A 26,122-nucleotide genomic window follows, 5' to 3' on the forward strand; every position below is an offset into this window, starting at 1 on the left:
ATGAGTGGGATGAAAGTAAATAAAGCTTTAACAATTGCAGGATCTGATAGTGGCGGCGGTGCCGGCATTCAAGCAGATTTAAAAACATTCCAAGAGCTTGGTGTGTATGGGATGACGGCTATTACGGCAATTACTGCTCAAAACACGCTTGGCGTTCAAGGGGTATATCCAGTTCCGTTAGAAGGTATTACGGAACAGCTGAATTCAATTGGTACGGATTTAACACCAGATGCTGTGAAACTAGGAATGTTATTTAGCAGCGAAATTATTCAAATTGTAGCAGAACATATTAATAAATTTGGCTGGAATAATATTGTACTAGACCCTGTTATGATTGCTAAGGGCGGTGCATCATTATTACAACAAGAAGCAGTACAAGCATTAAAAGAATATTTATTACCAGTAGCAACGGTTGTAACACCGAATGTTCCTGAAGCAGAAGTGTTAACTGGGATGGAGATTCATAATGTTGAAGATAGTAAGGAAGCTGCGAAAGTACTGCATGAATTAGGTGCGAAATACGTGCTTATGAAGGGTGGACATGCAGAATATCAAGGTAATGAAGTAATTGACTTACTCTTTGATGGTGAGCAATTTGTCGAATTTAGAAGTGAACGAATTCCTTCAAAGCAAACGCACGGAAGCGGGTGCACATTTGCTTCAGCGGTTACTGCAGGACTTGCGAAAGGCCACTCCATTGAAGAGGCAGTTCAAGAAGCAAAACGATTTATTAGTATAGCAATTGAAGAGCCATTGAATATTGGAAGTGGTCATGGACCGACGAATCATTTTGCATATAAGATGAATAATACACGTGTATAAAGAAATGAGAAGCCAGTTTGTTAACTGGCTTTTTTTCTGTTTACTTTTTCCAAATACAGGAGTAATATATCAGCCAGAATATATTTTTTGTAATACGCTGAGTCCAAATATAAGGAGCGGAGGAACCAATTTGTGCAGTGTCACTAGGGGTGAATCTTTCAATTTTGAAAGTAGGGCTACTCTCAAAGTCCGAATCCGACAGCTAACTTCGTAAGCGTCTTGAGAGAGGGCGGTGCCATGATGGATACATCACTTCATCGATCTGATTAGTATAGGGGAATATCAATCTATGTTTGTGTTCTTTTATGCTAAGGAGGATGAGGTACATGGAGCTAACACTTATTTGTGTTGGAGAAGAAAGCAAGGTAAATAGTTTAAGAGATTTAGTAGCATTTCAACATGAGTTAATCATCTTTACAGCAAATGAAGAAATAGCGGATGAAGTTAGGGATTGTGGATTTGATTGGACGTATAGTTGTAGTAAGGAGCAGGATTTTACTAGTATTTGTGAGTGTATTAAAAAGGTGATTTTACTAGGTGATGAGCTTCCAATCGTTAGCTTCTTCACAGAACACATTCGCTTTTCTTTTCAAGCACCTATTACTGTTGTTACAAGGAATAAACGATATCCAGCGAGGCTCTATGAAATAATGGGAGCTACATTTGTCGTGTTTACGAATTGTGATAATATTTCTTTTTTATTTTTTGAATAGGGCGGGGGAAAAGAAGATGAAAGTGTTGTTATTAGGAGATATAGCGAATCGTTGGGCAGTATCGGTAGAGCGAGTTCAAGAATTGGTGGTGCTCGATCCTATTTTTCCAAGGCCCTATATCATATTGCCATCAAAAGACGCTTTATATTTAAAAACAGATGTTATCGAATATGAGCAACTACATGCAGAATTGTCACAAGTTTATATTCGCGGGAGAAATTTACGTGCTTTTTTACGAGGGGAATAAATAGTGAGTGAAAAAAGAGCGAATGCGAAGTGCAACAAGCTATGCACTTCATGTCATTCGCTCTTTTTATTTCGTATTTAAAAGGTTATTTCCGTGAAAAAGAAAGAAAAGACGAGAAAATAGATGAAAGAATATTAATAATACTCAATGTAAGCGTTTAAATAGATGGATATTTTCTTATTTTCAGTAATTTGACTCTTTACAAGTCAAATATAGAGGAGTATATTTACTCTCATAAATCATTCATAAAATTTCCAAAAAAACCTAAAATCGCTGAGTTCCAGAAATGGAGCGGGGGAACCAATTTTGTGCATCGTCACTTGGGGTGAATCTTTCAGTTTTGAAAGTAGGGCTACTCTTTAGGCCCGAATCCGACAGCTAACCTCGTAAGCGTTTAGAGAGGAGGTTTACTTTGTGTTGTTCATTTCGAACACTAAGTAGAGCTTAGTGTTCTTTTTTTGATTAGTTAATGGTAAATTTTTACAAAAGAGAGGGATAGCTATGTTAGATGTTGTGATGATCGGGATCTTTGTTGTGTTAGTCGCATCGATGGCAAGTCTTGCGAGTTGGTCAGATAAAGTTGTGAAAGAAGGGAAGCAATCATGACGATTGCCTTATCGGTTATTGTTACAGCAATTACGGTGTACTTAGTGTATGCATTATTAAATCCGGAAAAGTTTTAATTAGGGGGAGTCATTCATTATGATCTGGGTCGCAGTTGTTATTACAATGCTGTTGTTTATTCTTGTGGCAAAGCCAACGGGAATTTATTTAGAGAAAGCTTTTCAAGGGAGTAAAAAGCTAGATAAAGTATTCGGACCTTTTGAAAAACTTATTTTTAAAATTACGGGTGTAAAAGAATACAATCAAACGTGGAAACAGTACGCGTTGTCATTAGTTTTATTAAATGGATTTATGATTGTTGTCGTATATTTCATTTTCAGGCTACAAGGAGTATTGCCATTAAATCCAGCACACATTGAAGGAATGGAGCCTACGCTCGCTTTTAATACAGCAATTAGTTTTATGGCAGATACAAACTTACAGCATTATAGCGGTGAAAATGGTTTATCTTATTTATCACAATTAATTGGAATTACATTTTTAATGTTTGCAGCACCGGCAACGACGTTAGCACTTGTAATGGCGTTTATAAGAGGGCTTGCTGGAAAAGAGCTCGGTAACTTTTTCGTTGATTTTACGAGAGCTTTAACGAGAGTATTTCTTCCTATCGCATTTATTGCGGCACTAGTCTTTGTCGCACTTGGTGTACCACAAACGTTAGATGGGGCGGTTACGGCACAAACGATTGATGGGGCAAAGCAAAGTATATTACGTGGACCTGTTGCATCATTCGTGTCCATTAAAGAACTTGGAAATAACGGCGGTGGATTTTTCGGAGCGAACTCTACGCACCCATTCGAGAATCCAGGACAAATGAGCAATATCTTACAAATGATGCTTATGATGTTATTGCCAACGGCACTTCCATTTACGTACGGACGAATGGTAGGTAATAAAAAGCAAGGACGTATCCTTTTCGTATCATTGTTCATGGTTTTCTTACTAGGATTTATAACGATTACGACATCTGAATTGCATGGAAACCCAGTATTGAATCAAATGGGTATTCAGCATGTGCAGGGAAGTACGGAAGGAAAAGAAGTACGATTTGGAACAGTATTTTCTTCGCTATACGCAACAGTAACGACAGCTGCCGAAACAGGTGCTGTTAATACGATGCATGATACGTTAACACCAATTGGCGGATTAGTACCACTCGTAAATATGATGTTAAATACAGTATACGGCGGCGTTGGAGCAGGCTTTGTGAACATTATTATGTATGCGATTATCGCAGTCTTTATATCTGGATTGATGGTTGGACGGACGCCAGAGTTTTTAGGTAAGAAAATTGAAGGGAAGGAAATGAAATTAATTGCGGTAACAATACTATTTCATCCACTGCTTATTTTAGGATTTTCAGCATTAGCTCTTTCAACAAGTTTAGGAACGGATGCTATTTCTCATTCCGGTTTCCACGGTTTGACGCAAGTGGTATATGAATATACATCGTCAGCTGCGAATAATGGATCTGGATTTGAAGGATTAGCGGATAATACACCGTTTTGGAATATTACAACTGGTTTAGTTATGTTTTTAGGCCGTTATTTCAGTTTAATTACGATGCTAGCTGTTGCAGCTTCATTGAAAGAAAAGACGGTTGTACCAGAAACAGTCGGAACGTTCCGTACGGATAATAGTTTATTTGGTGGCATTTTCATCGGAACAATTGTAATTGTCGGTGCATTAACATTCTTCCCGATGTTAGTACTTGGCCCAATTGCAGAATTTCTTACATTGAAGTAATGGAGGGTAAATGATGAGACCGGTAGTAGTAAAAGAAAAAAGAGTAAATGAGTCACAAATACATGCTGTAGAAGATGAAGTTAGACAAGCGAAAACGATGGATCGTGATATCATGAAACACGCGATGAAGCAATCCTTTGCGAAATTGAATCCGAAAGTCATGATAAAGAATCCTATTATGTTCGTTGTAGAAATTGGATTTATCATTACGTTCATTTTATCTTTTCTTCCAAGTCATTCTAGTAGTGTACCAGGATGGTTTAATATAACAGTTTCTCTCATTCTCTTATTTACAGTTTTATTTGCTAACTTTGCAGAGGCGTTAGCGGAAGGACGGGGGAAAGCGCAAGCCGATTCTTTAAAACAATCGAAGAAAGATGTGTTTGCAAATGTTGTAAAAGAAAATGGAGATATTGTTCAAGTTTCAGCAACTGATCTGAGAAAAGGTGACGTTGTTATTGTACAACAAGGAGAAATGATTCCAAGTGATGGGGAAGTCATAAAAGGATTAGCGTCTGTTGATGAATCTGCGATTACAGGGGAATCCGCTCCTGTTATAAAAGAAGCGGGCGGTGATTTTTGTTCCGTAACAGGTGGTACGATGGTCGTCAGTGATGAAATTACGATTGTCATTACGAGTAATCCAGGTGAATCATTTATCGATAAAATGATTTCGTTAGTAGAAGGGGCTGCTCGTCAAAAAACGCCGAATGAGATTGCTTTAAATACAGTATTAACGAGTTTAACTCTTATTTTCTTAATCGTTGTTGTGACGTTACCGATTTTTACAAACTATTTAGGATTTCAAATTGATACAGCTGTACTTGTTGCGTTGTTAGTTTGTTTAATTCCAACGACAATTGGTGGGTTATTATCAGCGATTGGTATTGCTGGGATGGACCGAGTGACAAAGTTCAATGTATTAGCAATGTCAGGGAAAGCGGTAGAAGCTGCGGGTGATATTAATACAATTATTTTAGATAAAACAGGTACGATTACTTTCGGGAACCGGATGGCACATACACTGCTTCCTGTAGGTAATGAAACGATTGAGCAAGTAGGAAAATGGGCTGCGATTAGTTCTGTTTTAGATGAAACACCAGAAGGTCGATCTGTTATCGAATATGTAAAAACGAAAGCTCTATCATATGATAGAGCACTTGCAGAACAAGGTGAATTTGTTCCATTTAAAGCAGAAACGAGAATGAGTGGTGTCGATTTACAGGACGGAACGAAAGTGAGAAAAGGTGCTGTAGGTAGCGTGATTGAATGGGTTAGGTCACAAGGCGGAACGATTCCGAAAGATGTAAATCAAAAAGCAGATTCCATTTCCAAAGAGGGCGGAACACCCCTTGTCGTTGCTGTGGATAATCGTATTTACGGTTTAATTTATTTAAAGGATACAGTAAAGCCAGGTATGCGTGAGCGTTTTGAACAATTGCGTCAAATGGGGATTAAAACGGTTATGTGTACGGGTGATAACCCATTGACAGCAGCAACCATTGCAAAAGAAGCAGGGGTAGATGAATTTGTTGCTGAGTGTAAACCAGAAGATAAAATTGCGGTTATTAAAGCAGAGCAAGATAAAGGGAAACTTGTAGCGATGACAGGTGATGGTACAAATGATGCTCCGGCACTAGCGCAGGCTGACGTTGGATTAGCGATGAATAGTGGGACGACAGCTGCGAAAGAAGCAGCGAATATGATTGATTTAGATTCGAACCCGACAAAAATTATTGAGGTTGTAGGAATCGGTAAGCAATTGTTAATGACGCGTGGTGCGTTAACGACGTTTAGTATTGCGAATGATATCGCGAAATATTTCGCCATCATTCCAGCGATGTTTACACTTGCGATTCCGCAAATGGAAGCATTAAATATTATGAAATTAACATCACCGCTGTCAGCGATTTTATCAGCATTAATATTTAACGCTGTTATTATTCCGTTACTTATTCCATTGGCGATGAAAGGTATCGCATATAAACCGATGAGTTCGAATGCACTACTGGGACGAAACCTACTTATTTATGGGCTTGGCGGAGTGATTGTACCATTCATTGGAATTAAAGTAATTGATATAATTGTCGGCTTGTTTATATAAGGAAGAGGGGAAAAAGATGGCGAAGAAACAAAGTATACTATCACCAATCATCCGTATTACTTTTACATTTTTAGTGTTGTGCGGCCTTGTATACCCGCTTGTTGTTACTGGTATTGCACAAGCAGTGATGAAGGATAATGCGGATGGAAGTCTAATATATAATGATAAAAATGAAGTAATTGGTTCTAAATTAATCGGTCAAAATTTCACAGATCCACGTTATTTTCAGGGGCGTGTTTCTAGTATTGAATATAAAGCAGAAGCATCAGGCTCTAATAACTATGCACCGTCTAATCCAGATTTAGCGAAACGAGTAGAGAAAAGTATTGAGGAGTGGAAGAAACAAAACGGGGCTGTTCCAGTTACAGAAGTGCCGATCGATTTAGTGACGAATTCAGGTTCAGGGCTAGATCCTGACATTAGTCCACAGGCAGCCTCTGTACAGGTGGATCGTATCTCTAAATTAACGAATATTCCGAAAGAAACGTTAAATCAGTTGATTAAAGATCAAACAGAAGGTGCAGCACTTGGTTTATTTGGAGAAGATCGCGTGAACGTTTTAAAGTTAAATTTGGAATTACAGAAACTATTGAAATAGTAACAGTGCTACCTCAATCTAATGGATTGAGGTAGCGTTGTTTCGAAAGAAAGGTTGTGAGTGTTTTGTATGCGGATGACTATAAACCAACTTTTCAAAGGCGAACACCAGAAGAGTATTTAGAATATATTCGTCAGCAAAATCGCGGGAAGTTAAAGCTATATGTAGGAGCGGCTCCAGGAGTAGGGAAAAGTTATAAAATGCTCTTTGATGCAAGAGAGATGAAAAAAGACGGTACGGATATTGTAATTGGTTTAATTGAAACGCACGGAAGAAAAGAGACAGAAGAAGCAATTGCTGATTTAGAAAAAATTCCTTTAAAAGAAATAGATTATAAAGGGAAAGTATTTTATGAACTTGATGTGGAAGGAATTATAAAACGTGCACCACAGGTCGTTGTAGTGGATGAACTTGCGCATAGCAATATTCCTGGATCTAAAAATAAGAAACGTTATATGGATGTACAGGAATTGTTAGATGCCGGTATATCCGTTTTATCAGCTTTTAATATTCAACATTTAGAAAGCGTTCATGATATTGTAGCTCAAATTACGAATGTCAAAGTAAGAGAACGTATTCCAGATTTTATTTTACAAAAAGCAAATGAAATTCAGCTTGTCGATGCAACTCCAGAAGTATTAAGGAAGAGATTAATAGACGGGAAAATATATAAAGAAGAAAAAATAGAGCAAAGCTTACAAAATTTCTTCACGCTTAATAATTTAGGGGCACTAAGAGAATTATCGCTTCGGGAAGTTGCTGACGATATGGACGAGAAAATTAGCCAAACCGTTATAGAACCGATTGGCGTGAAAGAAAAAATTCTCGTTTGTGTACAATATAGTTCAACAGCGGAGAAGTTAATACGGAGAGGTTGGCGTATGGCAGATCGGTTAAACGCTGAATTGTATGTATTAAATGTAGAAAGGGAAAAGATAGATTCTCTTTCAGCAGGGAAAAAGCAAACAATTGAAGAGTGGAAGTCGCTAACGAATCAATTTGATGCGAGTTTTGTTTTAGAAGAGGCAAATGGAAGAAAGCCGGCTGATGTTATTATTGAAGTCGCGAAAAAACTACAAGTAACGCAAATTTTACTCGGGCAATCGGCAAGAACAAGATGGGAAGAAATTCGAAAAGGTTCAATTGTAAATGAAATTATGAGGCAAACGAAGTATATTGATATTCATATCGTTGCGGATCAAAGAGTTTAAAATAGAGACCATCTATAGGTCTCTATTTTGCTTTTTGTACAACCTGAAAACGTATCATTTTCATTGTGCATAAAATGATAAATAGAAATGTAATTGCACCTAGGAAGAAAATCCAAAAGTAATTTTGATTAAATACAAGAAATCCACCTACAAGTGGCCCTGTGCCCATACCGAGATAGCGAATAAAGTTGTACATACCGATAGCAGTTGCGCGTTCTTGTACAAATTCTTCCGTTAATAAAGTAGTGTGAGTTGGCATAGAAATCCCCATACTAAAACCGTACAAAGATGTAACGATAATGATGAATGGGATATTGATGCTATATGTGAAAGAGAATAAAGTGACACATATAATATTGAAGAAACTAGTAATGAATAAAGCTTGCTTTGTTGTGAGACGCTTTTGCAAAAGCTTGAAGCAATAACTTCCTAACATAATAGAAAGGGACATCGGTACAAACATAAGACCAATTTCACTTGCAGTTAAGTGAAATAAATTTGTTAAAATGTTCGGTAAAAAAACGAGGAAACAAAAGTAAATACAAAGTTGAATATAGCCAATAAGAGTAATAGAAAATCCAGTTTTATTTTTTAAGATAAACCAATAACTCTTTTTTGCTTGCGGTTGCTTAATTACAGTTGGTTTTGTTTCTGGAAGTAGTGAAATATTTATAATTAATAAGAGAATGCCAAGTGTAGATAAAAATAAAAATACGTATAAATGGCCATTTATACTGCCGAGATAACCACCTATAAGAGGACCAATTGCAGGTGCGAGAGCAAGTAACATTTGATACAGGCTCATTGCTTCTCCGCGTTCTTTTCCTTCAAATAAATCACCAATAATCGTTGCTGCAACTACAGGGATAGCTGCTATTCCTATAGCTTGAACAGCTCTGAAAAATAGAAATAAATAAACGTTCGCCGAAAAAGCACATCCGATTGAACCAATTGTACTAATGATTAAACTAGGGATAAGGACATATTTTCTCCCCTTTGTATCAATTAAAGGTCCGTATATGAGCTGCATAATGGCAAGAACGAATGTGAATAGTGAAACTGTTAAATTTACTAGATAAAGAGAAGTGTGAAAAGAAGCTTGAATCATAGGCAAGATAGGTGTGTAAATATTTTGAGCGAAGGAACCGAGTAAGGCACTTATACAGACAACATATAAAATGAAATGTAGTTTGGATTTTTTCATCATGTTAACCTCCTTGTTCTTTAGTTTCCTTGGAAACTAAATTTATTTTAACATGATTTTCTCACTTGTAAATATGAAAAAATGATTTTAAAATGGTATATAGTTAAATTGTTTCTTTGGAAACCTAGGAGGCGAACGGATTGGAACGTACAATGAAACAAGTGGAAATACTTTCGGACATTCGTACACTTTTGCATAAAAAAGAAGAACATTCGAAAGGGCAAAATGAGAAGTTTCTTCGTGAAACAGGTATAAGTGGTATGTCTTTATCTGAATTACATGTTATCGAGTGTATTGGAAAAAATACTCTGATGAATGTGACTGCTATTACAAAAGAAATGGGAATGACGAAGGGGGCAATCTCTAAAATTTGTACAAAGTTGTTTCAAAAGAAATTCGTTGAGAAGATGCAAATGTTAGATAATCAAAAAGAAATTTTCTTTCGCTTAACGGAAAGTGGAAATGAAATATATAAAGCTCATGAAAAATTGCATAAACAAGCTGAAGAAAAGTGGCTGTTATTGTTAGATAGATATACGAAAGAGGAGCAAGATTTTATTCAAAGGTTTATAAAGGATGTCTCCGAACATTTGGAAATATAATTGGAAGAAAAAACTCCTTTATTTCAAGCCTTTTGAATATAATTTCTAAAAGAACTCATATATAATAGAAACAGATACTTAACATAGTGAATAATTAAAGAGTCAATATATAAAGAGGAGAGAATAACATGCTTGAAAATACGGGATTAGTATTAGAAGGCGGCGGTATGCGTGGTGTATATACAGGCGGGATATTGGAATATTTTATGGAACAAGATTTATATTTTCCATATGTAATCGGTGTATCAGCTGGTGCTTGTCATGCAGCGTCGTATCTTTCCAGACAAAGAAATAGAAATAAAACAGTAAATATTGATTATGCATCACATCCACAATATTTATCGTATAAAAACTTATGGAGAAAACGCCAGTTGTTTGATATGGAGTTCATTTTTCATGAAATTCCAGAAAAGCATGTGCCGTTTGATTTCGAAACATACTTTAATAGTCCAGAGCGTTTTCTTGTAGGAACAACAGATTGTGAAACAGGACAGTCTGTTTATTTTGAAAAAGAGGGAACAAATGATGATGCGCTAAATTTATTACAAGCATCTAGTTCATTACCTTTCATTGCACCTGTAGTAAATTACCGTGGTAAGCAGTTATTAGATGGAGGAATTTCTGATCCAATTCCAGTTCGTAAAGCACAGGAAGATGGGTTTAAGAAATCAGTCGTTATTTTAACGAGAAATCATGGTTATGCTAAGAAAAAATCAAAGTTTGGATGGGTGGCAGCGAAAGCTTATAAAAAATATCCTAACCTTGTTAATACGATGTTGAATCGTTATGAAGTATATAATGAAACACTTCACTACATTGAAAAAGAAGAGCAAGCTGGGAACTTATTTGTTATCCGTCCAGAAGTACAACTTCAAGTAGATCGTATGGAAAAAGATACAGCAAAACTACAAAATCTATATGAGCAAGGCTATGAAGATGCAAAGAGACAGTTTGCAGATTTACAGTCGTTTTTACAAAAATAAGTATGAGGCTGTGGAGAAGAATTTCTCCGCAGCCTTTTTTGTATTGCTACTTATACGTTACTTTTTAAAAATGTATTAATGTTTAAATGTTTAAAGAGTTTGTAAAACATCGGGGGTTCTTATTGAGGAGAATTTATTTGAAGGATATTATGATGATGTAGCGCTACTAAACTATTTAATTTATGAGGTGATTGTTAATGAAAGGAAAAGTTTTTTCGATTACGACTTTAGTATTATTAGCAACATCAATCTCAACAAGTGCATTCTATCCAACTCTAAGCGGTCACCTACTATCTTACAGAGCTCAAACAACTACGAATCAAAATGCATCTCGTTGTTCGGTAGCAATTTCTTTTATTAATTCAAATGGAAATAATTCATATATTGAAAGCGCTTCGGATAAATTAGGATCCCATGAATCTGGAAGAGCATTAAACGCTACTGTGAGTAATGGTGCATATAATGCCTTTGGTGCAAAAGGACTATACTCTGAGCATTATGCTAATGAGAATAATGACTATCAAGAAGATACACACAAAGGTACTTTTGATAGTAATGGTAATTTACGATTACAGTGGTAAAAAGCATTAAACAGTTGTCTTTATAAATATTTGGATAAGGAGAAGGGGATGTTCATCATCTCCTTCTTATCTAAAAGGAGCAGAGAGATGTATTTAGCTTTTAAAAATATAAAAAACAACAAACTGTTTTCAGTCATTCTTCTTATGGCATTTTTTATTTCTTTTCTTTCTATATCAGTAGCCGCACTTTTAACAGAGTCTAAACGGAATTTTATATCTGCTTTTCAAATCGGTTTTCCAGAGAATAATCAAATTTTAACTGTTCCGGTAGCGAATGCAACTGAATTGGAAGCGATAATTCTTTTCATACAAGATACTTTTGTTAAAAGTGATATTTACGTAGAGCATTTAAAAGCATTAAATAGTTCAGGGGCAACAAAAATCATAGCTGTGAACTTAAAAGATGATTACTATTGGAAGCCATATATTTCTGAAGGACAATATTTTCATCGTAAAAATGTAAATGATATGGTTGTTGGCGATCAAACGAATGTAGAGGAGTTATATGAATTTGATGATACATATAAAAAAATAGGAACTATATCGAGAAAAGACAGTGACGTCGGTGTAGCAGGCATATACGTTCCACTTCAAAACTTACCTGCTATATCTAAAAAAGGTATTATCGCGAGTAAACAATTACAATTAACAGTTGTTAATCCTACATCATCTATTCATACCGAAATAAAAAAATTTATGGGTAGGAGTAAGGAAGTGCTTTCGGGAGATGTTCAAATATTGAATGAACGAGATCTTCAGGAACTACATGTAACACATATAAATCCAGCAAATAAGTATTATTATAAATTCCTTCTTGTTGCAATCGTTTCGGGCATTTCCGCAGTGTTATTTTGGATCTACAAAAAAGAGAGAGAGATTTCATTAAAGAAAGCATTAGGTGCTTCTAATATATCTATCTACTACGAACTATATATTCAAATTTTGTTTATTGCTCTAGTAGCGATGTTATTGGTTTTTCTTACGTTAGAAATATTTTCTGGAACCATTCATACGTATTTTCAAACATACTTACTAAAACCGTTAACACCGTATGTATTCATATATAATGTTGTTTTTATGATTTTTCTTACAATGTTTGTTACTGTAATTCCAATTAAGCACATTATAAATATATATCCTGGAAAACATTTAAGAACGTAGGAGGTCGTTATGTTTTTTATATTTGATTCTATACGGTCTGTGAAAAAACGGTTGTTACCAAGTTTGATTATAGTAATTTCTTTAATTATTGCATTTTCTTCAGCAATAGAATTTGTTAGTAATCTTTCGGGATATCGAAAAATGATGACGGCAGCAAATAATTTATCAACTCATAAAAATTTCTATGAACTTTATGCGACGCAAGATATAACGTTATTTAGCGAAGAAAAAGCGAAAAATGATTATCAACATTTCATTCAAGGGTTATCTAATACGATACCAATAACAAATAAAACAAATTATTTGTTCCGTAACTATTCATTTAATTTTAAAAAAGAAAATGGAACGATAAAGACTCTTATTGTTGATAAAGATATTAATAAATACTTTCATATACGAATTTCAAAAGGAAGATACTTTGAGGAATCGGAATTTCATAAATCAGTATTTGATAGTAGACCTGTTATATTAGGGGCTAATTATAAAGGAAAGGCATCTATTGGTGATATCATACCATCTGGAAAAATGAAACTAAAAGTAATTGGCTTTTTAGAAAAAAATTCAGCATTTACATATCCTCGAAGCGGTGAAATATCGGATAATCGTATTACATTATTAGATGACATGGCGATTTTACCAATTGGAACAGAAGAAATAGAGTTCTATAGTGTAGAACTTTTATACAATGGGTTAATTATAGAAACAAATGAGAAGATAAATATAAATGAATTTCAAAAGAAAGTATTAAAGGTAACAGAAGGTAAGGGGTATTCGTATTATGTTACAAATCCGGATAAATTGTTAGAAAATGAAAAGCAGGGCATTGATAATATGTCATATCCCTTATTATTAAGCGGTACAGTCTTATCTTTTTCATTTCTATCTATTTTATTAACATCAATGGCAACGCTTTATATGGAACGTAAAAATATTTCTATTAAATCAGCATTAGGAGCAAGTACTTTTCAACTATGTCTTCCGTTTGTTATTGAGTATATGTTGTTATTCATTTTATCTATATGTATAGGAATTATGTATTTCCAATGGGAGAATAGCGGAGTAATTGAAATTCAGAAAGGGCTAGAAAATAGTGTGGTATCTTTCTTTGGAACGTTAAAAGTCTCTATAGAATCATTGATTGTTATAGGTGCTCTATCAATTGTAATGACCCTCGTTATATATGCAATCATTTATTTCAATGTACTAAAAATAAAAAATACATATATGAAAGAGGTGTTATAGATGATTCAACTCGCAAATGTGGCTAAGGGTTTTGGAAAGAATGATTTTAGTGCTTTAAAGGATATTAATCTTACAATAGAAAAAGGCGAAATGATAGCTATTATGGGACCCTCTGGTTCTGGGAAATCTACTCTCCTTAACATTATTGGCTTAATCGATAGCCCCTCTGCTGGAAAGTATTTTTTAGATGGAATGGATACGAGTACATTAAAGGCAAATTATCATAAGTATAGAAATACGGAAGTTGGATTTGTGTTTCAGAACTTTTCGCTACTCGATGATTATACAGTTGTTGAAAATGTAATGCTGCCGCTTATATATAGAAAAATTTCTCATAAGAAACGTATACAAATATCAAAAGAAATGCTGGAAATGGTAGGGCTTGAGAGGCATATTAACAAATATCCTTACGAGTTATCAGGTGGAGAACAGCAAAGAACAGCAATAGCAAGGGCCTTAGCACAGGATACAAAAATTATCCTCGCTGATGAACCAACCGGCGCTCTTGATCAAGAAAACGGAAAGAAAATTATGAGCATCTTAAAAGAGATTCATAAACAAGGAAAAACGGTGCTAGTTGTAACACACGATCAAAAGGTAGCTGCATACTGCCAGAGGACAATACGTTTGCTTGATGGATGTGTGGTATAATATGGATAAAAGTATGTGAAGAGGTACAGGTGAATGAAAAATATTAATAATTTTTAACTTCTTTTATCTTTTTCATAGTTTAAGAATAGTGGAGGCTTTCGTATGATTTTCTTATTTGCAGTATATTTTGTGATCATTATGACAGTAGTAATTACGTTTCTTCTTTCAAAAAAATCATATAAGAAGCCTGTTATTAAATATATACCAACGTTAATATTGTTTATTTTGGCGGTCATTTCTTCTGTTATGTTTGTATTGAATAACGGAATGGGAGAGCTGATGATAGCAGTCTCTTTAGGGATTGCAGCGATAGTGAACGGTCTTTTACTTCTTACATTGAAAGTAGTTCGTGTGATTGTTGCAAAAGGAAAATAGAGCATCGAAATTCGATGCTCTATTTTTTTATGTATAAAAAAATCCCTCTTTATGAGGGATTTTAATGTGGTAAGAAAACTAATTGATAGGCGAACAAGATTCCGAATAAATACACAAGCGGGTGAACAGCACGGAATTGTCCTTTTGCCATTTTCATAAGTGGGTATGAAATAAATCCAAGTGCGATACCCGTTGAGATACTTGATGTAAGTGGCATGCTTAAGATTACTAAGAATGCTGGGAATGCTTCATCAAATGCGTCCCAATCGATGTGGCGAACTGAACCCATCATAAGACTACCAACGATAATTAATGATGGTGCGGTAATAGCTGATACACCAGAAACGGCACTTACTAATGGTCCGAAGAATGCTGCTAGTGCGAATAGAACAGCTACTGTAACAGTTGTTAAACCAGTACGACCACCAGCTGCAACACCAGCAGATGATTCGATGTAAGCTGTTGATGGTGTTGTTCCGAACATAGAACCAATTGTTGCTGAGAATGAGTCAGATAGAAGAGCTCGTCCAGCTTTTGGAAGCTTTCCATCTTTCATAAATCCACCTTGCTGAGCTACGCCAAGTAATGTACCTGTTGTATCGAATAATGTAACAAGGAAGAATGAAAATACAACGCCGTATAATCCGTAGTTAATTACATCAGATACAGCAGTAATTGGATTTGAAACGATGATTCCTTCTGGTAATCCAGGCATTGATGTAACGCCGTTTGAGAATGTTAATTGTCCTGTGAAGTAAGCAATAATACCAGTTAATAGCATTCCGATAAATAGTGCGCCATTTACATTTAAAGACATAAGAACAATTGTAATTCCAAGTCCAGCTAATGCTAGTAGTACTGGAGCAGAGTGAAGATCACCAAGTCCAACTAAGTTTGCATCATTTTTTGTAACGATACCTGTTAAACGTAAACCGATAAAGGCAATAAAAAGACCGATACCAGCAGTCAGTGCATGTTTTAAGTTTTCAGGAATTACTTCCATTAATTTTGTACGGAAAGATGTAAATGATAACAAAATTAAAATCATACCTGCTACGAATACAGCAGAGAATGCAATTGCGAAAGTCATGCCTTCATGAGCTTTTACAACAGAGTAAGAGAAGTAAGCATTTAATCCCATACCTGGTGCAATTGCGATTGGTAAGTTTGTAAAGATCGCCATAAATAATGTTCCGACAACAGCAGCAATAATTGTTGCTGTAAATGCTTGTTCAAATGGAACTCCCGCATCCCCAAGGATGACAGGGTTTACGACAATGATATATGCCATTGTTAAGAAGGTAATAATACCTGCCATAATTTCAGTTTTAATAGAAGTTTTATGTTTTGAAAGGTTAAACATATAAACATCCTTTCTGTTTACGAATAATTTTCACAACAGTTATATATAATATTCGTTTTTTAACTATTTTGCAATAGTTTTGCATAAAAAGTTTATAACAATTCATATTTTGTGTCTTAAATTCGAATATTAATCGTAAACCGATGTGTGAATTTCAGTTTTTATTGTGCGCATTATAAGGAAAAGGAGTTGAAAGAAGCTATGCCACAGCAAAAAAACTTTGTAACAATGCCTGCGCAACATCAAAATAAACAGCCTGGTATTGAATCGTTAATGAATCCACTTCCGCAGTTTGAAGATCCAAATTATAAAGGAAGTGAAAAGTTAAAAGGAAAAAGTATATTAATTACAGGAGGAGACAGTGGGATTGGAAGAGCTGTTTCCATCGCATTTGCGAAAGAGGGAGCAAATATTGCGATTGCGTATTTAGATGAAGATGGGGATGCAAATGAGACGAAGCGACGTGTAGAACAAGAAGGTGTAAAGTGTGTGCTGTTACCAGGTGATCTCAGTAATGAACAACATTGTAAAGATATTGTAGAAGAGACCGTTCGGCAGCTAGGCAGTTTACATGTTGTAGTAAATAATGTTGCGCAGCAATATCCGCAGCAAGGGCTAGAGTATATTACAGCAGAACAGCTAGAGAAGACGTTTCGTATTAATATTTTTTCCTATTTTCACGTTACGAAAGCAGCACTTTCTCATTTAAAGCAAGGGGATGTCATTATAAATACGGCATCTATCGTTGCATATGAAGGAAATGAAACATTAATTGATTATTCCGCAACGAAAGGAGCAATCGTAGCTTTTACAAGATCACTTTCTCAATCATTAGTGCAAAAAGGGATTCGTGTAAATGGTGTTGCGCCTGGACCAATTTGGACACCACTTATCCCATCGAGTTTTGATGAGAAGAAAGTTTCTCAGTTCGGCAGCAATGTTCCGATGCAAAGACCTGGTCAACCATATGAATTAGCGCCAGCATACGTATACTTAGCGTCTGGGGATTCATCCTATGTTACCGGGCAAATGATACATGTAAATGGAGGCGTTATTGTAAATGGATAGTTTTCATTGATAAGAGCAAAGTAAAGTTAATTCCACTTATTATAGTGAGCGCTAGGGGAGGGATATAGATGAAAAAATTATGTTTCGTCATACTATTATTTTTCATCCTACCGGTTAGTGCTTTTGCTGATACAGATCATCTAATATTAGTGAACCTTACGACAAACCAATTATCTTTTTTTGAAAATGGAAATTATACAAAGACATTCCCCGTAACAACCGGAAGAGATCGTACACCTACGCCTGAAGGTAATTTTTGTATTATAACTAAATTTAAAAATAAAGAATACCATCGAAAGAAAATAGCTGGGGGTGCACCGAATAATCCTCTCGGTACACGTTGGTTAGGTCTTGATAAAAAGGAGTATGCAATTCATGGAACAAATCGGGAATGGACGATTGGGAGCCGCGAATCGAATGGCTGTATTCGCATGCATGACAGGGATATACAGTGGTTATATGACCGAGTCCAATTACAAACAAAAGTAATCATTTCCCGTTTTTATACGAGCCCCGAATATGAAGCAAATAAGCTTGGTTACCGTGTTGTAAGCTGGAATGGTCGTAAAGTAGAAGAAGAACAAATTGGCATGCTTACGTTAGTAGATCGCGCCGATATATATTGGCAAGAACCAAATGGGCAGTTAACGAAAGTGAAAACGGTATTGCCGAATGAAAGATATAAGGTATATTCAAAACGAAAAGATGGAATATATTATATAGGAAACAATTTGTATATTATGGATGCAACAGGAGAAAAAATCCGTTATGAACAAATTCCTTCTTCGACTTTAAGTAATATATATAAACGAAAATATAATGTTCCGTAATGGCTACCGTATTATAGACGGTAGCTTATTTCTACTTTGAGTTTAACTGCAACTATTGTATTTTGCTGAATATAATACAGTACAGATAGGGGGCGGTTACATTATGAAAAGTGAATTTGCTTTTAAAATTTTCTTAGTAACGACCTGTTTATTTATCGTGTATTTGTATGCATTTCTCGTCTTTTCTTTTTATGTTCCATATGTTGATTTAATATTGTTCTTCGGATTTATTTGGGCATTTGTGAAAGCAAGAGAAGGAGAGAAGAGTATATATCGGCGCATTACTTTATGTGGGACAGTTGTTCTCGTTATTTTGTACTTTTTTATGATGCATGATTTTTGGAGAGGAATGTAAAAAAGCATACGAGTAATCGTATGCTTTTTATGTTTAATATTTTGGCTTAAATGTATGACAACAAGTTTCTACACTTGTTGCTACAGAACTTTCTAGTGTCTCGTTTGTTAAAACTGCACTTGTATACGATTCATTTTCAGTTTGACCCGTTTCATCCGCATCTGGCTGAACGATAATCGCACTTGCTTGACAAAAGTTACCTTGTCCCCAAAATGAGCAATTGGAAACAGAGCATCTTACTTCTGGCATAAAACCCCCTCCTTATACATTAGTTTGGGATTTTACGCCCATTTCATGTGTAGAAGGAGTTTCCTTTTCTCGTTATTTTTTCGTTTGCTCAAGCCATTCTTGTAATTTTTCTTTCGGTTGTTCACCACTAATACGGCTTACTTCTTTGCCATCTTTAAAGTGAATGATTGTTGGAGTTCCTTTAATTTTATAGTCATCCCAAGGAGCATCTATTTTTTCAATATCCATAACTTTCATATCAACGTTCAAGTCTTTAGCCATTGGTACTACGACAGGAGATAGCTTTTGACAATGAACACAAGATGTTTGATAAAAGTATACTGTTTCTTCTTTTTTCTCTTTTAAATTTTTTTGAAGATCTGAAAGAGAGATTTTATTTGTATAGTAGTCAGGACCATTTGTTTTACTATCAGTAGCATTATCAATTTTTTGGCTAGTAGCATTTTTTTCTTCCATTTGTGTGACAGCGAAAATGGCTGCAAACAAGGCGATAATAATACCACCAAATATAAGCATTTTTTTCATTGTTTCATCTCCTTATTTGTTTTTTATTACAATAAAACTACATACAGCGATTGTAATAAAGCCGATAAGTGCTAAAAACGGGATTGTAATAAAACCAAACCAGTTTATAAATTCTCCGGTGCAGGGTACACGGCCGCAAGCTGCTCCAGCTACTGAAAATGCTGGGACTTTTTGAATTGCATAGTGATATAAAGAAATACAAGCACCAATACTTGCAATTGGTAAAGAATAACTTGCAATGCGATAATCTTTCTTTGCTACAGCGATGCCAAGCCATAAAACGAATGGATACATAAAAATACGTTGATACCAACAAAGTACACAAGGCTCAAATTTCATGATTTCGGAAAAATAAAGACTTCCTAGTGTAGCGATAAAAGAAGCTCCCCATGCGGTAAGTAAAGCATATTCTTGCTTTTTTTCTCGTCCCATATTTTATACCTCTCTTATAATAGTTACATACTAAATTATAGTATGAAGTGGTACAGAAAAGAAAGAAAAAATATGTTTATCAATAAAAGTTTTATAAGGGGAAACTTTTATTGATATAAACATTTTAAAAAGCGCTATTCTCATAAAGAGAATAGCGCTATATTTTACATTTGAATTTGCTCTACTTCATCTATATGTGACTTTTGGGATGCATGGTCAATATATTGAAATAGGAGCTGCAATTGTTTATCAACTTCTGGCAGTTCTTTACTGTATTGATAAGCGTGTAAAAAATGTTCAATACGCTTAGAAAATAATTGATCGTTCGTTTGAACCATAAGAACGAGTAATTTATCCCAATTACAGCAATACGTGTAATAGAGAGCTTTATCATAGTCGTTATATGTTTGCACTGTGTACCCTCCTTACTGAGGAGTTATATATAGTGTGTGAAAAGCAAGGAGAAATACACTTGAAAGAATTTGTTAAGAAAAAAAGTGAATGAAAAGAAAAAAACGAGGTATTTCCTCGTTTTTAAGCTTTTGGCATTGGCGTAGGTGTTGGCTTGCCGTAACCCTCTTTGTATTTATTGTCGATATAGTTGCGAATTTCCAGCGTTGATTTTCCTTTTTGTTTCATGGAAGCAGATTCAACCGCGATTTCTAGGCAATTGACACAAGTCGTCGCGTGGGAATCCCAAACAACTTCACCATTCTTTTTAATTTCACGAATAAAGCAATTTTTATTATTTTTATGTCCTACACTTTCACCGCAACCGCAGTAACATGGAATCCAATCTAATAACTCTGCATTTTGTCCAGCGACAGTGTAGATATCTTTCATTTGTGGATCAAGCTTGTCTAGGAAGGTAGGGAGTGTGTCGACTCCTTTTGTTTTTTCTTGAATGTCAGCTTGCTGAGTATGCGATGCGTGGTCATGCTCTTCTTTTGATTCAGATGATTTTTTTTCGTTTGTACTAGTAGCTCCGCAACCAGCAAGAATTAAACTCAGTACTGCAAGTAAAGAAAATACATATTTCTTCATACGCTTGTCCCCTTTACAAATGTATTAATCAAATTGTATCAGAGATTATGGTGTATCGGTTGAAGATTTTTTCGACTGATTTTTGAAACGCCATCGTAGTGAATGAAATAGAAATAAAATTGGGATATAGGCGTATACAATATATAAACCAGCTTGAGATAGCACCGTATTTAATGTATTGATACTTTCACGGTTTGTGAAAAATAAGGAAGCTGTAAAGACCATGAAAGTAAAAAATGGTAATGTAAATTTAAAGGGAATATGGAATGACCGCTTCATCGTTTGACATGATGACCAAATGGTTAAACAAAGATTTGGCAAAATAATTAAAAACCAAACGAAAATAATAATATATTCAAAGCGTTGAATAAAAGGGACTTTAATGATTTTTAACATCGTTAAAGTAGGCCAAATCGTGTGATTTAATTGCCCCTCGCTATAATACATAAAAGATACGATGGCTAAAACTACATAAATTAATGTACTAAAAGCAATACCTGCATGAGCCCATTTTTTTAAGGATTTTCCTTTTTCAATAAATGGATAGAAGATTAAGATTGTCTCAAAACCAAGAAACTCTAACGCAGAATATTTTGCAGATATAAGCATGTCAAAGGGTGAATGTGTAAAAATAGGTAAAATATTACTGAAATGTGCATATTTCAGTGGATAAATTAAAAAGAATACAACGAAAATAGGAAGAACGACTCCCCAAAAACATATTCCGGTTACAGAGCGAAATCCACCCTTTATAATATAGCAAGTCACTAATAAAAACATAAAGGTTAGTTTCCATAACTTAATGGTAGGAAAAATCCAAACTTGTATTACCTCCATATATGTACGAAGAACAGTAAGGCAAAATAATAAGCAATATAGGGTGAAAATTATGGAAAATATAGAACCAATCCATTTTCCAAAGCTCGTTGTATGAATGCTAATTAAATCTCCCTCTTTTTCTAACATTTTTAGCATGCAAAACAGTACAATATGAGTTGCAATGCCTGCTATGATTAGAGAAATCCAAGCATCATAACCAGCATTTTTTAAAATTACACGTTGATACCCTAAAATTCCTATTCCGATTTGAAGAGAATGTAATAAAACAAATGCAAAATATGGAGAGACAGTTTTTGTTTTATTTAGTGTATGCATTGCTTATTTCACCTCACTATTCACCGATTCCAGATTGTACAATGTTAATATCTAAGTTTATATCCACAGCTACATTCGGATACATATTTCGAATTTGTTTTATATTCCATTTTCTTGTATGACTTCTAATTTCATCGCGTATTCCTAAAGGGTCAATCTCCTTTTCTTGAAATTGCTTGATTAACCCTTCACAGTCTTTTTCAACATTTCGTTCAATTTGTTTTTTTATATAAGTGATATTTGATTTCTTTCTTAAATCAATCCAATTAGGAGAATTTTTAATTAATCCATTTAATTTTAAATGGATTTTTACTTTTGGTATGTCACCAGTTTGATCAATATCATACTTACTTTCCCCAGCTAAGTTTTGTATGACCACTATACCTTTATGTTTATTCTTTTTTATCGCTGCTTCGTAACGTCCATTTTTTGTAGGGTTAATTAGTAGTTTTGCTAAAACAGAATGTCTTTTATTTGTATACATAACGACTTTATCACCTCTTAAAAAAGCAAGCCCTTTGACAGCGACGGAATGATTGTCCCCCATTTTAATATAAGGGACATATGCATCACATACCGAAGAGTAGTAATTATATAAAAAAACGTTTAATGAGGTTTGTGGAATGTTTTCATTTCTTATATTTTGCTCGAGTAAATCAGCAATATATAATGATCCATTTTGTTTGCCATAATTTAAAAGCTCTTCAGCTGATCCATCTACAATTGCTAGTTGTACGTCACGCCCGATATTTGGATCACGTTGTAAGTTAGTAATAATTTCTCCCATTCCTTGTTCTCCTAAATCTTTTCCAAATAGAACGACACGCATTTGACCTACAACAACATTGTGAGGGGATTTCGCATTTAATCGTGAAGCGATTGTTTCAAGTGAACGAGCAGATGTTGATTGAGTCTCTGGTTTAGACTTTACACCATGTGTATACTCTGGAAATAAGATCGTTCCTTGGAAGTTTTTGTTTTTTCTTATATCAAATCCAGCAACATGAATAATACGCTGTGTATCCACTACATACGTTTGTGTACAGCCAGTTTGTAGAACAAAAAAGATTATAATAAAGAACAATAAGAGTTTTTTCATTCATTATCACCGTCACGTTTTTGCTTCGCTTTGTTTGGATTATAGCGCCATTTAGATTTTGGTCTAAGGAAAGACGGTCTTTGTGCAGTTTGGCTAAACGGTAAACGGAGAAAACCTTCCGCTGTACCTAAACCACGAAATGGATATAAAGGTAATAAATAAGGTGATCCCAGTGATTTTAGTTTAATTAAATGAGCTAAAATAAATACAAAACCGACAATAAGACCTAATCCACCAAATGCACCAGCTAAAAGAATAAGCGGAAATCGTAACAACCGAATAGTAGAAGACATTTTTACAGTTGGCGTTGTGAAAGATGCAAGAGCGGATAAAGCAACTGCAATTAATAAAATCGTACTTGTTAAAGCCGCTTCAACAGATGCTTGCCCAATTACAATCCCGCCAACAATACCAATTGTTTGTCCGACTTTTGTCGGTAAACGTGCTCCCGCTTCACGAAGCAATTCGATTGTAATCTCTAGAAAGAGTGCTTCTAGAATAGGCGGGAAAGGTACGTTCGCTCTCGAGAAAATAATAGGTCCTAGTAAATCAGCGGGGATCATTTGATAATGATATGTTAAAGCCGCTGTATAAATAGCGGAGGAAAAAAGAGAAAACATAGCTCCGAAAAAACGAATAACACGAAAGAACGACCCAATCATCCACGGTAAATAATAATCCTCTGGTGAAATGAAAAAATCTAGTAACGTTGTCGGTCCCGATAAAGCATAGGGAGAGCCATCTGTTAAAATTAAAACTTCCCCGTTAATTAATGCAAATACTGCTCGATCTAATCGTTCTGTAGGTAATAGAACAGGGAAGGGTGAATTGCTATTATCACTAATAAATTGCTCAATCATAGTTGAATCAAATGGGACATCAAAGTCAATGTCTTCTAGTCGTTGTATTGCAGTATTGATAAATTGTTCATTTGTAACCCCTTCGATATAAGCAACTGCTACTTTCGTCTTTGACATAGATCCAACGATAACTTCTTTGAAAATGAGTTGCTCCGTTACAATATTTCGGCGCAATAAATGTATATTTGTGTCAATGTTTTCAACGAAACCGATTTTAGGTCCAATTACGCTATACTCATTTTCTGTATCGTTATATAATCGAGTTCCTAAAACAGTACTTTCGGCACGAATTAAAGCATATTGATTGGGATTCGAATTGCTTTTTAAGCGTACTAAAATATATCCACCTAATAATTTCTGACGAATATCATCAATAGAGGGAGAGGTAATAATATCTTCAATGGAGACAATATTACATAGGTCAGAAATATTTTGAATATGTTCTGATTCCTTTTTCATAGGAGTTAAAATAAACTGTTTAATAATAAGTGATTCCACGACAGATTTATAATAAAACAAGCATAACGTTTCATCTTCAAGTACGTTATAAGAGACAAAATCGCTAGATTCTTTCATGGTTTGTATAAATTCTGGAATAGAACAAATTTTTTTTGTATTAGTCTTTTTGGATTTATTAGATGATAAACCGAACATTTTCTCACCCCTAACATATATCATTTACTTGTGTTAGTTTTTGGGAAAGACGGGAATTTATACTTGAAAATTGAAAGTTCATAAAGAAAAGGAAGAGTATTGAAAAACTCTTCCTTTTTGGCATGTTAATTTGTTTTCTTTTCCTTAATAGACTTTACTAGTTTAATCATTTCAGCTCGTATATCTTCTTTTTTTACATTTAATTTTTCTGCAATTTGTTTAATATCCATTCCGTCTTTTTTCATTTTTAGTACATCATCAAGAGGAGTATTACTTTTTTGAGAGATGATTGTTAATACTGTGAGCTGACGTAATCCGATATTATAATCTTTCATTTTTTGTTTTAGTCCGTCTGGTGTAGATTTTTGCATATTTGCTAATTCTTGCAGTAGTGCTTTTTTCGTTTCTTTATTCATATGATGCTTTTTCAATTTACTTGGATCTACACCGAAATGCTTTGCTGTTTTCTCCCAAGATTTATTTTGTTTATAGTAAGCTAAAACGTCTTTTATTTCTTTTTTACTCATTCTTGCAATGTGAGCAGCTTTCCAAATTTCATGTTTGTTATAGCCGAGCTTTTCGAGCGACTGCATTTCTTCTTCTGAAATTGGTTTATGATGGTGCACTGTTACTTCTTTTGGTGTGGCAGCGGAAGCAGGGAAAGTAGATATCCCGCATAATAATGCTGCCATGGTCATACTTACTACGATTTTTTTGTACATATAAATTCCTCCTAGATGGATAATGTGGAAAACTGTACACATATCATTTCCATAAAATGTGAAATACTTGTGAACAAATCAAGTTTTTTTATTCACAAGTATGAAATGACGTTTTGGAAGTTTCCCAACATAAAACATTGATTAATAGTGAAAAACTAGGGTATAATCGAAATTGAAAATCAATATCAATAATAAACGTATACATATAGATAAAAATAAAAATAAGGGAGAGAAAAATATGACTACATATACTTCCATCGCAAATGTGATTAAAGAAAGACGTTCTGTTCGTACATTTACAGACAAAGCAGTAGAAAAAGAATTATTAATTGAACTATTAAACGATGCAACATGGGCACCGAATCATAAACACCGTGAACCATGGAATTGTAAATTATATATTGGAGAAGGCCGTCAGAAATTAGTAGACGCAGTATTAAACTCTTTCACAGAAGAAGAAAGAGCGAAGCGCGGTAAAATTTTATCAGATCGTTTCTTAAGCACGCCGGCGCAAATCGTTGTATATATAAATGAAGATCCTCGTCAAATTCAACGTGATGAAGATTACGCTGCAACATGTGCATTTATGCAAAACTTCCAACTTCTTGCTTGGGAACGTGGCTTAGGTTGCGTTTGGAAATCAGGCGGATTAAACTACAATCCATTATTTATAGAAGGACTCGGTTTAACAAGAGGTCAACGCATCGTTGGAATTCTTCACCTTGGCTATTTCGATAAAGCACCAGAAGGAAAAGCTCGTACACCGATTACGGAGAAGATGGAGATTATTGAAGGTTAATAGATGAGACATTCTCGTTTTTATGAGGATGTCTTTTTATTATGCAATCAATCCTCATGAAAGCTTGTTCCTCATCATACACTTTCTTAAGGGAAAGTGTAAG

The 26,122-nt window shown here is 34.8% G+C and carries 31 protein-coding genes and 2 riboswitches; of the genes, 20 read left to right on the forward strand and 11 right to left on the reverse strand.

Annotated features, from left to right (window positions below):
- The 9 genes from thiD (at window position 1) to kdpDN (ending at window position 8,065) form a co-directional block, all read left to right on the forward strand.
- Entirely contained in the window at window positions 1–822 is an 822-nt protein-coding gene (thiD, locus tag FOT98_RS01310; protein WP_140384229.1) for a bifunctional hydroxymethylpyrimidine kinase/phosphomethylpyrimidine kinase, read from the forward strand.
- Between the two features lie 85 nt (window positions 823–907).
- Window positions 908–1,055: riboswitch (cyclic di-AMP (ydaO/yuaA leader) on the forward strand.
- 93 nt (window positions 1,056–1,148) lie between these two features.
- The gene (locus FOT98_RS01315) at window positions 1,149–1,535 is read left to right on the forward strand and encodes a hypothetical protein (protein WP_061679173.1); all 387 of its coding nucleotides are present in this window, start codon (window positions 1,149–1,151) and stop codon (window positions 1,533–1,535) included.
- 16 nt (window positions 1,536–1,551) lie between these two features.
- Window positions 1,552–1,782: a hypothetical protein gene (locus tag FOT98_RS01320; protein ID WP_000866315.1), complete on the forward strand. Its 231-nt coding sequence runs from the start codon at window positions 1,552–1,554 to the stop codon at window positions 1,780–1,782.
- A 261-nt stretch (window positions 1,783–2,043) separates the two neighbouring features.
- Window positions 2,044–2,189: riboswitch (cyclic di-AMP (ydaO/yuaA leader) on the forward strand.
- Window positions 2,190–2,283: 94 nt separating this feature from the next.
- Window positions 2,284–2,388, forward strand: coding sequence for a SipW-dependent-type signal peptide-containing protein (locus FOT98_RS01325; protein ID WP_000887889.1), 105 nt, complete (start codon window positions 2,284–2,286; stop codon window positions 2,386–2,388).
- Complete coding sequence (gene kdpF, locus FOT98_RS01330) at window positions 2,385–2,465, forward strand: K(+)-transporting ATPase subunit F (RefSeq protein ID WP_061679172.1); 81 nt, start codon at window positions 2,385–2,387, stop codon at window positions 2,463–2,465. Before FOT98_RS01325 ends, kdpF begins: the two co-directional genes overlap by 4 nt.
- Before the next feature lie 19 nt (window positions 2,466–2,484).
- Complete coding sequence (gene kdpA / locus FOT98_RS01335) at window positions 2,485–4,152, forward strand: potassium-transporting ATPase subunit KdpA (protein ID WP_061679171.1); 1,668 nt, start codon at window positions 2,485–2,487, stop codon at window positions 4,150–4,152.
- Window positions 4,153–4,165: 13 nt separating this feature from the next.
- Entirely contained in the window at window positions 4,166–6,256 is a 2,091-nt protein-coding gene (gene kdpB, locus FOT98_RS01340; RefSeq protein ID WP_063263451.1) for a potassium-transporting ATPase subunit KdpB, read from the forward strand.
- 16 nt (window positions 6,257–6,272) lie between these two features.
- A complete protein-coding gene (kdpC, locus tag FOT98_RS01345) occupies window positions 6,273–6,854 on the forward strand; it encodes a K(+)-transporting ATPase subunit C (RefSeq protein WP_063263452.1) in 582 nt (193 codons plus the stop codon).
- Window positions 6,855–6,910: 56 nt separating this feature from the next.
- Entirely contained in the window at window positions 6,911–8,065 is a 1,155-nt protein-coding gene (gene kdpDN, locus FOT98_RS01350; protein WP_080467856.1) for a KdpD-like non-kinase potassium sensor, read from the forward strand.
- A 22-nt stretch (window positions 8,066–8,087) separates the two neighbouring features.
- Here the strand turns inward: kdpDN and FOT98_RS01355 are convergent, their stop codons facing one another.
- Window positions 8,088–9,269, reverse strand: coding sequence for an MFS transporter (locus tag FOT98_RS01355; protein ID WP_063263454.1), 1,182 nt, complete (start codon window positions 9,267–9,269; stop codon window positions 8,088–8,090).
- 152 nt (window positions 9,270–9,421) lie between these two features.
- Between FOT98_RS01355 and FOT98_RS01360 the strand changes: the two genes are divergently transcribed.
- From FOT98_RS01360 to FOT98_RS01390, 7 genes are all read left to right on the forward strand, one after another.
- Entirely contained in the window at window positions 9,422–9,871 is a 450-nt protein-coding gene (locus tag FOT98_RS01360; protein WP_390842595.1) for a MarR family transcriptional regulator, read from the forward strand.
- A 128-nt stretch (window positions 9,872–9,999) separates the two neighbouring features.
- Entirely contained in the window at window positions 10,000–10,854 is an 855-nt protein-coding gene (locus FOT98_RS01365; protein ID WP_063263456.1) for a patatin-like phospholipase family protein, read from the forward strand.
- Window positions 10,855–11,051: 197 nt separating this feature from the next.
- Window positions 11,052–11,435, forward strand: coding sequence for a hypothetical protein (locus tag FOT98_RS01370; protein WP_063263457.1), 384 nt, complete (start codon window positions 11,052–11,054; stop codon window positions 11,433–11,435).
- Between the two features lie 87 nt (window positions 11,436–11,522).
- Window positions 11,523–12,596, forward strand: coding sequence for an ABC transporter permease (locus tag FOT98_RS01375; protein WP_063263458.1), 1,074 nt, complete (start codon window positions 11,523–11,525; stop codon window positions 12,594–12,596).
- A gap of 9 nt (window positions 12,597–12,605) precedes the next feature.
- Window positions 12,606–13,838 (forward strand): ABC transporter permease, encoded by a 1,233-nt coding sequence (locus FOT98_RS01380; RefSeq protein WP_063263459.1) that lies wholly within the window; start codon window positions 12,606–12,608, stop codon window positions 13,836–13,838.
- A complete protein-coding gene (locus FOT98_RS01385; protein WP_063263460.1) occupies window positions 13,839–14,489 on the forward strand; it encodes an ABC transporter ATP-binding protein in 651 nt (216 codons plus the stop codon).
- A 102-nt stretch (window positions 14,490–14,591) separates the two neighbouring features.
- Window positions 14,592–14,864, forward strand: coding sequence for a hypothetical protein (locus FOT98_RS01390; protein ID WP_063263461.1), 273 nt, complete (start codon window positions 14,592–14,594; stop codon window positions 14,862–14,864).
- Between the two features lie 61 nt (window positions 14,865–14,925).
- On the opposite strand, the gene FOT98_RS01395 is transcribed toward FOT98_RS01390, so the two are convergent.
- Entirely contained in the window at window positions 14,926–16,227 is a 1,302-nt protein-coding gene (locus FOT98_RS01395; protein ID WP_061679163.1) for an NCS2 family permease, read from the reverse strand.
- Between the two features lie 201 nt (window positions 16,228–16,428).
- Between FOT98_RS01395 and FOT98_RS01400 the strand changes: the two genes are divergently transcribed.
- The 3 genes from FOT98_RS01400 (at window position 16,429) to FOT98_RS01410 (ending at window position 18,480) form a co-directional block, all read left to right on the forward strand.
- Window positions 16,429–17,295, forward strand: a complete 867-nt coding sequence (locus FOT98_RS01400; RefSeq protein WP_063263462.1) for an SDR family oxidoreductase — start codon at window positions 16,429–16,431, stop codon at window positions 17,293–17,295.
- A 68-nt stretch (window positions 17,296–17,363) separates the two neighbouring features.
- The gene (locus FOT98_RS01405) at window positions 17,364–18,125 is read left to right on the forward strand and encodes a L,D-transpeptidase (RefSeq protein WP_063263463.1); all 762 of its coding nucleotides are present in this window, start codon (window positions 17,364–17,366) and stop codon (window positions 18,123–18,125) included.
- A gap of 103 nt (window positions 18,126–18,228) precedes the next feature.
- The gene (locus tag FOT98_RS01410) at window positions 18,229–18,480 is read left to right on the forward strand and encodes a hypothetical protein (RefSeq protein WP_000834191.1); all 252 of its coding nucleotides are present in this window, start codon (window positions 18,229–18,231) and stop codon (window positions 18,478–18,480) included.
- Window positions 18,481–18,513: 33 nt separating this feature from the next.
- On the opposite strand, the gene FOT98_RS01415 is transcribed toward FOT98_RS01410, so the two are convergent.
- The 9 genes from FOT98_RS01415 to FOT98_RS01455 all read right to left on the reverse strand — a co-directional run bounded on the left by FOT98_RS01415 (window position 18,514) and on the right by FOT98_RS01455 (window position 25,220).
- Window positions 18,514–18,729, reverse strand: a complete 216-nt coding sequence (locus tag FOT98_RS01415) for a DUF1540 domain-containing protein (RefSeq protein ID WP_001115486.1) — start codon at window positions 18,727–18,729, stop codon at window positions 18,514–18,516.
- Between the two features lie 72 nt (window positions 18,730–18,801).
- Window positions 18,802–19,254, reverse strand: a complete 453-nt coding sequence (locus FOT98_RS01420) for a thioredoxin family protein (RefSeq protein ID WP_042515715.1) — start codon at window positions 19,252–19,254, stop codon at window positions 18,802–18,804.
- Between the two features lie 12 nt (window positions 19,255–19,266).
- Window positions 19,267–19,686 carry a disulfide formation protein C gene (locus FOT98_RS01425; RefSeq protein ID WP_063263464.1) on the reverse strand — a complete coding sequence of 140 codons (420 nt, stop codon included), beginning with the start codon at window positions 19,684–19,686 and terminating at the stop codon, window positions 19,267–19,269.
- A gap of 164 nt (window positions 19,687–19,850) precedes the next feature.
- Entirely contained in the window at window positions 19,851–20,099 is a 249-nt protein-coding gene (locus FOT98_RS01430) for a YhdB family protein (RefSeq protein ID WP_048526289.1), read from the reverse strand.
- Between the two features lie 121 nt (window positions 20,100–20,220).
- Window positions 20,221–20,730: a PCYCGC domain-containing protein gene (locus FOT98_RS01435; protein ID WP_000761019.1), complete on the reverse strand. Its 510-nt coding sequence runs from the start codon at window positions 20,728–20,730 to the stop codon at window positions 20,221–20,223.
- Window positions 20,731–20,775: 45 nt separating this feature from the next.
- Complete coding sequence (locus FOT98_RS01440) at window positions 20,776–21,885, reverse strand: GerAB/ArcD/ProY family transporter (RefSeq protein WP_063263465.1); 1,110 nt, start codon at window positions 21,883–21,885, stop codon at window positions 20,776–20,778.
- Between the two features lie 16 nt (window positions 21,886–21,901).
- On the reverse strand, window positions 21,902–22,984 hold the full coding sequence (locus FOT98_RS01445; protein WP_063263466.1) for a Ger(x)C family spore germination protein: 1,083 nt from the start codon (window positions 22,982–22,984) through the stop codon (window positions 21,902–21,904).
- The gene (locus tag FOT98_RS01450) at window positions 22,981–24,498 is read right to left on the reverse strand and encodes a spore germination protein (protein WP_063263467.1); all 1,518 of its coding nucleotides are present in this window, start codon (window positions 24,496–24,498) and stop codon (window positions 22,981–22,983) included. Before FOT98_RS01450 ends, FOT98_RS01445 begins: the two co-directional genes overlap by 4 nt.
- Window positions 24,499–24,623: 125 nt before the next feature.
- Window positions 24,624–25,220 carry a hypothetical protein gene (locus FOT98_RS01455; protein ID WP_063263468.1) on the reverse strand — a complete coding sequence of 199 codons (597 nt, stop codon included), beginning with the start codon at window positions 25,218–25,220 and terminating at the stop codon, window positions 24,624–24,626.
- A 238-nt stretch (window positions 25,221–25,458) separates the two neighbouring features.
- On the opposite strand from FOT98_RS01455, the gene FOT98_RS01460 reads away from it, so the two are divergent.
- Entirely contained in the window at window positions 25,459–26,019 is a 561-nt protein-coding gene (locus FOT98_RS01460) for a nitroreductase family protein (protein ID WP_000214825.1), read from the forward strand.
- The last annotated feature ends 103 nt before the right edge of the window (window positions 26,020–26,122 follow it).

This window comes from Bacillus sp. HY001 (genome assembly GCF_007558965.1).
GTDB classification, from domain to species: domain Bacteria; phylum Bacillota; class Bacilli; order Bacillales; family Bacillaceae_G; genus Bacillus_A; species Bacillus_A mobilis.

Bases quoted from the DNA above. Each gene is read 5' to 3' on its own strand.
- FOT98_RS01435 (WP_000761019.1), bottom strand. From the start codon at position 20,730: ATGAAGAAATATGTATTTTCTTTACTTGCAGTACTGAGTTTAATTCTT.
- FOT98_RS01380 (WP_063263459.1), top strand. From the start codon at position 12,606: ATGTTTTTTATATTTGATTCTATACGGTCTGTGAAAAAACGGTTGTTA.
- FOT98_RS01445 (WP_063263466.1), bottom strand. From the start codon at position 22,984: ATGAAAAAACTCTTATTGTTCTTTATTATAATCTTTTTTGTTCTACAA.
- FOT98_RS01315 (WP_061679173.1), top strand. From the start codon at position 1,149: ATGGAGCTAACACTTATTTGTGTTGGAGAAGAAAGCAAGGTAAATAGT.
- FOT98_RS01360 (WP_390842595.1), top strand. From the start codon at position 9,422: ATGAAACAAGTGGAAATACTTTCGGACATTCGTACACTTTTGCATAAA.
- FOT98_RS01355 (WP_063263454.1), bottom strand. From the start codon at position 9,269: ATGAAAAAATCCAAACTACATTTCATTTTATATGTTGTCTGTATAAGT.
- FOT98_RS01410 (WP_000834191.1), top strand. From the start codon at position 18,229: ATGAAAAGTGAATTTGCTTTTAAAATTTTCTTAGTAACGACCTGTTTA.
- FOT98_RS01405 (WP_063263463.1), top strand. From the start codon at position 17,364: ATGAAAAAATTATGTTTCGTCATACTATTATTTTTCATCCTACCGGTT.
- FOT98_RS01390 (WP_063263461.1), top strand. From the start codon at position 14,592: ATGATTTTCTTATTTGCAGTATATTTTGTGATCATTATGACAGTAGTA.
- kdpA (WP_061679171.1), top strand. From the start codon at position 2,485: ATGATCTGGGTCGCAGTTGTTATTACAATGCTGTTGTTTATTCTTGTG.
- FOT98_RS01425 (WP_063263464.1), bottom strand. From the start codon at position 19,686: ATGGGACGAGAAAAAAAGCAAGAATATGCTTTACTTACCGCATGGGGA.
- FOT98_RS01455 (WP_063263468.1), bottom strand. From the start codon at position 25,220: ATGTACAAAAAAATCGTAGTAAGTATGACCATGGCAGCATTATTATGC.
- FOT98_RS01450 (WP_063263467.1), bottom strand. From the start codon at position 24,498: ATGTTCGGTTTATCATCTAATAAATCCAAAAAGACTAATACAAAAAAA.
- FOT98_RS01395 (WP_061679163.1), bottom strand. From the start codon at position 16,227: ATGTTTAACCTTTCAAAACATAAAACTTCTATTAAAACTGAAATTATG.
- FOT98_RS01365 (WP_063263456.1), top strand. From the start codon at position 10,000: ATGCTTGAAAATACGGGATTAGTATTAGAAGGCGGCGGTATGCGTGGT.
- FOT98_RS01400 (WP_063263462.1), top strand. From the start codon at position 16,429: ATGCCACAGCAAAAAAACTTTGTAACAATGCCTGCGCAACATCAAAAT.
- FOT98_RS01370 (WP_063263457.1), top strand. From the start codon at position 11,052: ATGAAAGGAAAAGTTTTTTCGATTACGACTTTAGTATTATTAGCAACA.
- FOT98_RS01440 (WP_063263465.1), bottom strand. From the start codon at position 21,885: ATGCATACACTAAATAAAACAAAAACTGTCTCTCCATATTTTGCATTT.
- FOT98_RS01320 (WP_000866315.1), top strand. From the start codon at position 1,552: ATGAAAGTGTTGTTATTAGGAGATATAGCGAATCGTTGGGCAGTATCG.
- FOT98_RS01385 (WP_063263460.1), top strand. From the start codon at position 13,839: ATGATTCAACTCGCAAATGTGGCTAAGGGTTTTGGAAAGAATGATTTT.
- FOT98_RS01375 (WP_063263458.1), top strand. From the start codon at position 11,523: ATGTATTTAGCTTTTAAAAATATAAAAAACAACAAACTGTTTTCAGTC.
- FOT98_RS01420 (WP_042515715.1), bottom strand. From the start codon at position 19,254: ATGAAAAAAATGCTTATATTTGGTGGTATTATTATCGCCTTGTTTGCA.
- kdpC (WP_063263452.1), top strand. From the start codon at position 6,273: ATGGCGAAGAAACAAAGTATACTATCACCAATCATCCGTATTACTTTT.
- kdpF (WP_061679172.1), top strand. From the start codon at position 2,385: ATGACGATTGCCTTATCGGTTATTGTTACAGCAATTACGGTGTACTTA.
- kdpB (WP_063263451.1), top strand. From the start codon at position 4,166: ATGAGACCGGTAGTAGTAAAAGAAAAAAGAGTAAATGAGTCACAAATA.
- FOT98_RS01325 (WP_000887889.1), top strand. From the start codon at position 2,284: ATGTTAGATGTTGTGATGATCGGGATCTTTGTTGTGTTAGTCGCATCG.
- thiD (WP_140384229.1), top strand. From the start codon at position 1: ATGAGTGGGATGAAAGTAAATAAAGCTTTAACAATTGCAGGATCTGAT.
- FOT98_RS01415 (WP_001115486.1), bottom strand. From the start codon at position 18,729: ATGCCAGAAGTAAGATGCTCTGTTTCCAATTGCTCATTTTGGGGACAA.
- FOT98_RS01460 (WP_000214825.1), top strand. From the start codon at position 25,459: ATGACTACATATACTTCCATCGCAAATGTGATTAAAGAAAGACGTTCT.